Annotated in this window: 6 protein-coding genes; all 6 read left to right on the forward strand. The window is 52.4% G+C overall.

All coding sequences use genetic code 11. The annotated features are described in order from the left end of the window. Positions 1–486 precede the first annotated feature (486 nt). Positions 487–4,080 (forward strand): PAS domain S-box protein, encoded by a 3,594-nt coding sequence (locus BUC26_RS21890; protein WP_073379477.1) that lies wholly within the window; start codon positions 487–489, stop codon positions 4,078–4,080. A 251-nt stretch (positions 4,081–4,331) separates the two neighbouring features. Beyond that, positions 4,332–5,093, forward strand: coding sequence for a transporter substrate-binding domain-containing protein (locus tag BUC26_RS21895; protein WP_073379479.1), 762 nt, complete (start codon positions 4,332–4,334; stop codon positions 5,091–5,093). A 77-nt stretch (positions 5,094–5,170) separates the two neighbouring features. Beyond that, positions 5,171–6,427, forward strand: coding sequence for a GGDEF domain-containing protein (locus tag BUC26_RS21900; protein WP_161949923.1), 1,257 nt, complete (start codon positions 5,171–5,173; stop codon positions 6,425–6,427). A 146-nt stretch (positions 6,428–6,573) separates the two neighbouring features. Next, positions 6,574–7,191: a vWA domain-containing protein gene (locus BUC26_RS24600; protein ID WP_425267091.1), complete on the forward strand. Its 618-nt coding sequence runs from the start codon at positions 6,574–6,576 to the stop codon at positions 7,189–7,191. Positions 7,192–7,272: 81 nt separating this feature from the next. Beyond that, positions 7,273–8,427 (forward strand): ATP-binding protein, encoded by a 1,155-nt coding sequence (locus BUC26_RS21910; RefSeq protein ID WP_208609882.1) that lies wholly within the window; start codon positions 7,273–7,275, stop codon positions 8,425–8,427. Positions 8,428–8,616: 189 nt separating this feature from the next. Beyond that, the coding region (locus BUC26_RS21915) for an IS3 family transposase (RefSeq protein WP_073379485.1) at positions 8,617–8,867 on the forward strand (251 nt) is incomplete at its 3' end.

The raw sequence follows: 8,867 nt of genomic DNA on the forward strand, positions 1-8,867 counted from the left end.
TATGGAACTTTCTCTTCTTTCCTTCACTCATCTTTTCCTGTTCCTCGGGATTGCGTCTAGCTTAAACTACTGTCTTAAAACTGGGGTCCACTATACTATGGCTGGCAAGATAATAAAGAAAGCGGGAAACCGGGGCTTGCTGGCCGATACTGGGTAGTCTCTGATGGTGTCATGGTGCGGAGGTCGGACTATAGTTAATCTATTAGATTATTGATATTTATTCATATTATCTGTTCAAATATTTTTTATACCCGTTAACATACCCGTTAATCTTCTCAATGGTTCTTCGCGTCTCAAGATGGGATAGATGGAGTCAGGAATGAGTATTTATCCTTTCATACACAAGAAAACTTATTCCTTCCAATTCCAATTTTTAACTTGTTATGTCAAACCGTGAAACCTGAGGTCAAATCGGTTAGGTTTGCAAGTCATCAATAACGGCCGCCCCTGGCCTTCGATTCTCAACAACCATCTGAACATGTAACCATGCAAGATGCCATCTATATTGGGCTGATCAACAATGCGGCATTACTGCTGTCGTTGGGTTTGCTCTACGAACTTACCGGCTTTCGCCTCAAGGGCTCCGGCTCGATTTCTCAACAACTTCTCATCGGTTTCATTCTTGGTGCTATCGGTATCGCAATCATGCTCAATCCCTGGAGCTTCGGGCAAGGCATCCTTTTTGATACCCGCTCCGTTCTGCTGTGCATCACCGGGCTCTTTTTCGGTACCATTCCTACGCTCCTGGCCATGCTGTTTACCGGTACCTTCCGGGTTTTCCTGGGCGGAAACGGTGTCTTGGTCGGCGTTGCCATTATCGTAAGCTCCGGCGCTATCGGTTTGGCGTGGCGACATCTACGACTGCACAAGGGTAAGGCACCTTCATTTGCTGAACTATACCTGCTCGGCGTCATCGTCCATTTGGCCATGTTGGCCTGGATGCTCATGCTGCCGGCAAATACCGGACTCGAGGTGCTCAAACACATCAGTGTGCCGGTACTGCTGATCTATCCACTCGCTACCGCGATCCTCGGCAAGCTGATGGAAAACCGGCGGATCCACAAACTCGCTGATCTTAGAATCAAGCAGAGCGAGGAGAAATTCAGAAACATCTTCCAGCACCACTCCGCGGCCAAATTACTGATCGACCCTGACACGGGAAAAATAATCGAGGCCAACGAGGCGGCGGGGAAATTCTATGGTTGGTCAACCAGCGAGCTCAAAAAAAAGAACATTGGGGATATCAACGATCTCACCCCCGACCAAGTCGCCTCGGAGATGGCCCAGGCCAAAGCAGGCAACCGCACCTACTTCGAATTTCGTCATCGAACCGCCTCGGGGGCCTGCAAGGATGTCGAGGTGTATAGCGGCACGGTGACTATTGACGGTCATAAGTATCTACATTCGATCATACACGACATTACCGAGCGCAAAGAGGCTCAGCGCCAGCTGGCCGAACGCCGGCAGTTTCTCGGAAGCGTTATCAAAACAACTGCAGACGGATTCTTGGTCATCGATGCCGCTGGTTTCGTTACCGAAGTCAACAACGCCTATTGTGCCATGTCCGGTTTTTCTCGTGAAACATTGGTCGGCAAATATATAGGTGAACTCGACGCGACAGAGTCGGAAGAGGAGACCAAAGCACGCCTCGAGCACATCAAACATCACCAGGCTCTGATCTTCGAATCGACACATTATCATGCCGACAGAGACACCTTCCCCGTGGAGATCTCAGTCAGCCATATCGGTGATGATAACGGCACCTATGTCTGCTTCTGCCGGGATCTCACCGCCCGCAAGCAGCAGGAACAACAGATTGCCGCCCTTGGCGAGATGCTTGACGCCGCACCGGTTGCCGTCTTGTTACATGACCACGATGGTAAGCTGATCTTTGCCAATCACGCCGCCTGCATCATGCACGGTTACGATAACCGAGAAACCTTCATGGAAAGGAACCTCAGGGAGTTCATGGTTCCCGAAATGAGAGCGTCGTTTCCTCAGCGCATCAAACAAATCTCCGAAAAAAACGAGTTACGATTTGAATCGACCCACGTCCACCGTGATGGCAGCCATTTTCCGGTAGATGTCATAGTTCGGCTGATTGATTGGGAAGGACAACGAGCGTATCTCGCCATCAAGGTTGACATATCCGAACAACAAAAAGCGCAAGAGGCTATTACGCACAGCAACGAATTGCTGCGCTATATTATCGAACATGCCAACAGCGCCATTGCGGTCCATGATTGCGACCTTCGCTATGTGTACGTCAGCAAGAACTATCTGGAGCAATACAAGGTTAGCGAAAGCGAGGTTATCGGCAAGCATCATTATGAGGTTTTTCCCGACCTACCGCAGAAATGGCGTGACGTCCACCAGAAGGCCCTGCAAGGAGAAATATCTGGTTCCGAGCGGGACGCCTATCCCCGTGAAAACGGCAGTATCGAATGGACCCGCTGGAGCTGCCTTCCTTGGTTTGAGCCGGACGGTGCCATCGGCGGCTTCATCGTTTATACGGAGGTGATCACCGATCGCGTACGCGCCGAGGAGGCTCTGCGAGAGAGCGAAGAATATCTGCGGGCTATGATTTCCGCAGCGCCCATGGCAATCATCAGCACCGATGTCGAAGGGGTGGTCCAGAGCTGGAACATCGCTGCTCAGCGCATCTTTGGCTGGAGCGAGGATGAAGTGTACGGCCACTCACCACCCTTCTTTTCTGCTAAACAGCAGGAGGAATTTTTCAGGTTACGTCAGCACGTGATACGCGGTGAAACGCTATCAAAAATCGATCAGACAAGAACCAGAAGAGATGGTTCACCCGTCGAGGTTAGCCTCTCCGCAGCACCCATTTATGATGCTGCTGGTAATGTCAGCGGCATGCTGGCCATGATCGAAGATATATCCAGTTACAAACGGACTAAGCAGGAACGGGACGATCTCCAGGCACAGCTGATTCAGGCACAAAAGATGGAATCGATCGGTCGACTTGCCGGCGGCGTGGCCCACGATTACAACAACATGCTCGGGGTCATCCTCGGTTACACCGAAATGGCGCTGGAAAAGCTTTACGAAGACGATCCGCTCCACAAGGATCTTTCTGAAGTGCTCAAAGCGGCTGAGCGATCAGCCGACATTACCAGGCAGCTGCTTGCTTTTTCCAGGCAGCAGACGATTGCCCCCAAGATGTTGGACTTTAACGAGGCGATAGCAAAGCTCAAATCAATGATCCGGCGCCTCATCGGCGAGGATATCGAATTCATCTGGCATCCCGGTAGCGATCTCTGGCCGATCTATATGGACCCGGTCCAAGTCGATCAGATTTTAATCAACCTCTGTGTCAATGCCCGTGATGCCATCGCCGACATCGGCACGATCTCGATCGAAACCGACAAAACCACCATCGACGAAGAGTACTGCCGGAACCATTATGATTTCATCCCCGGCGACTTCGTCTCGCTGTCCATCACTGACAACGGCTGCGGTATGGACCGGCAGACCCGTGATAAACTGTTCGAACCGTTTTTCACTACCAAGGTCCGGGGCAAGGGCACCGGACTCGGTTTAGCCACCGTATACGGTATCCTCAAGCAAAACAATTGTTTCATCAACGTCTATAGCGAACCCGGGCAAGGCTCTACATTCACTATCTATTTCCCGCGTTACAGAGAAAAAGACCAGCCCGCCGAATCGAAACCCGCCTTGGCCCATACGAATCGGCAAGGCCACGAAACCATCCTACTGCTCGAAGATGAAAAAGCCATCCTGCAGATGACCACCCTAATGCTCAAGGGGCTCGGCTATACCGTTCTTGCCTGCAACACGCCAAACGAGGCGCTCGAAACCGCGGCGAAGCAGCCCATTCAGCTTCTCATCACCGACGTGGTGATGCCCGAGATGAATGGTCGCGAGTTGTCGGAACGGCTGAAAAAGCATTATCCTGACTTGAAGACGCTTTTCATGTCTGGCTACACCGCCAATGTCATCGCTCACCGCGGCGTACTCGACAAAGGAGTTAATTTTATTCAAAAGCCATTTTCCTTGAGCAGCCTCGCCGGCAAAACTCGGGACGTACTGGATACTTGAGTCGATGCTGGCGGTGCGGGGAGTTAATACCGTGGAGCGGGATGCCGAAAGGGGATCTTTGAACGCCAGAGTCCTGTCGCCCGTAGACGGTCGAAAACAAGATCTGCAAATTTTTTCCATTTACCTTTCCCAGCTGTGTCCGATATACTTGAATCACCTTTTTGTAATTAAATGGTTTTGTAAACCCAAGGCATAAAGTGAAGTAACGAGCACCAGCAATACCTTGTTTTTGATAAACACCTGAGAATATAATGAAGTTCATAACCTTCCTGTTGACACTGATGATGATCACCCTCTTCTCGACTGCCGCCACTGCGCAGAAGACGTTGCGCATTGGCACGGAGGGCGCCTATCCACCATTTAATTATCTCGATTCCGACAAAAAGTTGGCCGGTTTTGACGTCGATATCGCTAGGGCGTTATGCGCCAAGATGGGCGGAGAATGCACGTTCATCGCTGTTCCTTGGGAAGGAATGATCGACAATCTGGTTGCAGGCGACTATGACGTCATCATTGCCAGCATGGCTAAGACGGAGGAGCGCCAAAAAAATATCGACTTCACCGGACACTACTATCGCTCCCGGTCGGCCTTCGTCGCCCGCACCGGGCATGACGTCATCTTTACCGACGAAGGTCTCAAGGGCATGAGCGTGGGGGCTTGCAATAATTGCGTGCAGGCTCAGTATCTTCGTGATCATTTCTCATCAGGGCCGTCTCTGGTGCTCACTGATGACACCAACCAGCTCTTCGAATTGCTGGCGACCGGCGAGTTGGATATTGTCCTTTCTGACAGTCTAAACTGTCTTGATTTCCTAAAGTCGGAAAGAGGTGCAGACTTTGATTTCGCCGGGGAGCCACTACCGTCGGACGATGTTTCCAGCAGTGCCCACATGGCGGTACGCAAGGGCGAGCTAGAGCTTGTGAGGCGACTTGAAGAGGCGCTGGAGCAGCTTCGCATGGATGGCACGTATGACCGCATCAACCGTCAGTACTTTCCCTTCAGCATTTACTGACTCCGCGGATGATCTTGTTTTTCAGGTCATTTTGGCATGCCCCGCGCTTGGGGCGTTCGTTGGTGGTGCTTGTCCTAATGGTCAGCCTTCTGCTCGGTTGTTCCGGCGTGATGCTGTGGCTGCGGATGTCACGTATTGCGTCCTTTGCCAAAGACACACGGGATGAGCAGTTGCCTATCTTTCTGGCGCAGCAGCGTTTAAGCAACAACATCGAACGGCTGCGTTTCTATGGGGCGGTCATCCTCCACGCAGAAGATGCCGGAGAGAGGCGCTCAGCCAGACTGGCTGCCCAGATTCTTGCCAACGACGCCGCTTTTGAACGAGATCCAGATACAGCTGATAAAATCTTACGCACCTTCAGTAATATGCGCCTTATCGAGTCGCTACGTCTGAAAGAGGAAAAAGATCTTCTGGCCGAGCACAGCCAACTGACAGATGGCGACGATATCAAAATCCTTTGGCAGGAAACCAGCGACATTCTGCGGGAATTGAGCGACAACATAAGCTCAAGGGCCGTTTCGCAGGCCGCCCGTTTTTCCACTATGATTATAGAGGAAACTGATGCTGCCCGCACTACCGCCTTCATCGCCTTCGGGCTCACCCTGGTAATTCTCTTTGTGCTACTGCTACTCTTCTACAAGGCTGTGGCTAAGCCTCTATTAGCGATCGCCAATGGACTGCAGAAGGTGTATGGAACGCGAGAGGTCGTTAGGTTGCCGCCGACCCGACTCAATGAGCTGCAGACCATAACACAAGGCGTGGAGCAGCTGTCGCGCCTGATGAACGAGTTGCACTGCGCTAACACCGACCTTGAAATTCTCTCGAAGATCGATGGCCTTACTGGTATTGGAAACCGCAGACAATTCGATTCTCACCTGGAGAATGAGATCCTTAGGGCTCGCAGGCGGAAGACAACAACGGCCGTAATGATGATCGATATTGACCATTTCAAGTCATTCAACGACACCTATGGTCATCAGCAGGGCGATCATTGCCTGCAGCAGGTGGCCCGCACCATCTCTCTTTTGTTCCGTCGGCCAGGCGACGTGGTAGCACGATACGGAGGTGAGGAGTTTGGGGTCATTCTACCTGAAACGTCTCTTGCAGGCGCTTTGGCCAGTGCCAAACGAATCAGAGATGCCATCACCGGGCTACAGATAGAGCATGCGGCTGCCGAGAGTGGCAAGCTGAGCGTCAGTGTTGGAGTGACGGCATTCGTTCCCCATGCAAAGAGCCTACCGGAAGGATATGTGAGCCTTGCAGACATGGCCCTCTACGAAGCAAAGAGAAGCGGAAGAAATTGCGTGCATACGAAGCTGCCGAAGGATATCTGATATTTCCTCACATCTTCAATACCGGGAGTCGCATATTCACTCAAGCACCTCAACTTCATATGCAGGGTTACTAAGATTGGCCGTAGAAGCCAGAAAATTCATTCCTGCCTCTAAGGTTAGCCTTACTACCGCAGGATTTTTTCAATATCGTCGTCTTCGGCAGCACCAGCCGCGGTTATTTCGATCACCAGGAGCCGGCCGGCAAAGACGCCATCACCAAGGTCCGACGCCGCCTCCGCAATCTTGAGGCGGACCTGGGCGGCACTGAAATGTACGATGCGCTGCAGACTACGGTCGATCTGACCGGCCCTGCCATCCTCCAGGGTATCTTGTTGATCACCGATGGAGAAATCTGGGAGGAGGAAGAGATCTTCGAATTGATGGGAGTATCGAACCACCGCGTGTTTGCGGTCGGGGTCGGCAGTGCGGTGTTGGAAGGCTTTTTACGCCGCCTGGCAGATATGACCGGCGGTGCTTGCGAATTGGTTGTACCCAACGAAGAGATGAGCGAAAAATCGTCCGCCATTTCAAGCGGATCTTTTTGCCTCGTGCCCAGGTTTCCGTGCGCTGGCCACAACCACCTCACCAAACCATCCCCAGCAAGCTCGGCCCCGCTTTCACCGGCGACACGATTCATGCGTTCGCCAGATTCAGCGAGCAACCGACAGGCACCGTTGTTTGTGATATCAAAACAGCGGATGGCCATACGTTCTCGCAAACGGTCGAACTGTGCCCGCCATCTCCGCAACAACGTGAGCATATGATACTGAGAGCCGATTCGCTGGCAAGAATGGCTATCTGGCGCGCACTTCCAGAAACTGCTCGGTCTGGACGGACTCATCAAGTTGTGGCGCGAGTTTGAGCCGGAAACTGACGGGACTGAGTATCTCTTTCTCGATGAAATCCAGACCGTCCGCGATTGGCAGACCTGGCTCAAGTTACAGGTTGATTTCGAGAAGAAACGGCGCATCGCCGTGACCGGATCGGCCACACCGCTGGTTACAGAAGGGCAGGAATCAGGCGTCGGCCGTTGGCATACCCTGCGCCTTTCCACCCTCTCATTTTATGAGTATTTGCATCTCAAAAAGATACCGGTGCCATCGCTGCCTGATCTTCGTTCCCTGGCCGAGCTCTTCGACTGGTCACCGGCGCAGTTTGCCACGGTGTCGGCAGATGGCGCGTCGATGGTCGCCCATTTCCACGAATATTTGCTCCGTGGCAGTTTCCCCGAAAGTGCCCTGATCGAAAGCATCACCGCCGCCCAGAAACTACTGCGGGAAGATATCGTCGACAAGGTCTTGAAGCGCGACATGACGGCGCTCTTTGGTGTCCGGCATGTGCTGGAGATGGAACAGGTGTTTCTCTACCTCTGCCTGCACGGCGGTGGCCTGCTGGATATGCAGGCGTTGTGTCGGGATCTGGAGCTGAAAAAGCCGACGGTCAACAATTTCATCAACCTGCTGGAGTCGACCCATCTGATCTACAAGTTGTCGCCGTTCGGCTACGGCAAGGAGATCCTGCGCGCCCGCTACAAGGTCTATCTGGCCGACCCCGCCATCGCCCCTTCGGTACTGCTCAAGGGAACAACGCTGCTGGAAGACCCGACAGCCCTCGGCGTAGCCGTAGAAACAGCGTTCTTTAAACACGTCTTCGCTCGTTATTATGCCTTGAGCGTCGGTTTCTCCTACTGGCGCGGCAAGCGAGACCGAGAGGTCGATATTGTTGCCGAGGTGCAAGACCTTGTAATCCCCTTCGAAGTCAAATATCGTGCCCAAAACACCGGGCTCGGTGATGTGAAAGGACTGGCGGAGTTCTGCGAGACGCGCAAGGCATCGCGTGGCTACATCATCACCAAGGATATTCAGGGTTTTTCCATCCTTTCTCTCCCCTTTGACATTACAACTAAAAGCGGCACAGTCCCAGCACGGATTGCCAAGGTCCCGGCGCCGTTGGCCTGCTACTGGCTCGGCAAGACAGAACTGGACAGCCTGGACGGTTAGTGGAAACCTGATTGTCCAGATGCGGTGATTTTTTGGAATTTTCTTGGATTTTCATATAGGAAGCACTATGGATTTTACTGCTCACAACAAAATCGTCTCATTCATCTAGTCGATTGCCGACGATTTATAGTGGACCCCAGTTTTAAGACAGTAGTTTAAGCTAGACGCAATCCCGAGGAACAGGAAAAGATGAGTGAAGGAAAGAAGAGAAAGTTCCATACTCCCGAGTTCAAGGCCAAGGTAGCTCTGGAGGCATTGCGAGGGATAAAAACGCTCAACGAGATAGGGCAAGAATTTGGGGTCCACCCTATTACGGTTGGGCATTGGAAGAAGGAACTTCAAGAGCAGGCAAAAACGCTCTTTGAAGGAAAGCGAGGTCCTACACCGATCGCGGCACATCGAGAACCTGAACTGTTGTACAGCGAGATTGGCAAGCTGAA

This window comes from Desulfofustis glycolicus DSM 9705, assembly GCF_900130015.1.
Classification (GTDB): Bacteria; Desulfobacterota; Desulfobulbia; order Desulfobulbales; family Desulfocapsaceae; genus Desulfofustis; species Desulfofustis glycolicus.

Bases quoted from the DNA above. Each gene is read 5' to 3' on its own strand.
- BUC26_RS21890 (WP_073379477.1), top strand. From the start codon at position 487: ATGCAAGATGCCATCTATATTGGGCTGATCAACAATGCGGCATTACTG.
- BUC26_RS21895 (WP_073379479.1), top strand. From the start codon at position 4,332: ATGAAGTTCATAACCTTCCTGTTGACACTGATGATGATCACCCTCTTC.
- BUC26_RS21900 (WP_161949923.1), top strand. From the start codon at position 5,171: ATGGTCAGCCTTCTGCTCGGTTGTTCCGGCGTGATGCTGTGGCTGCGG.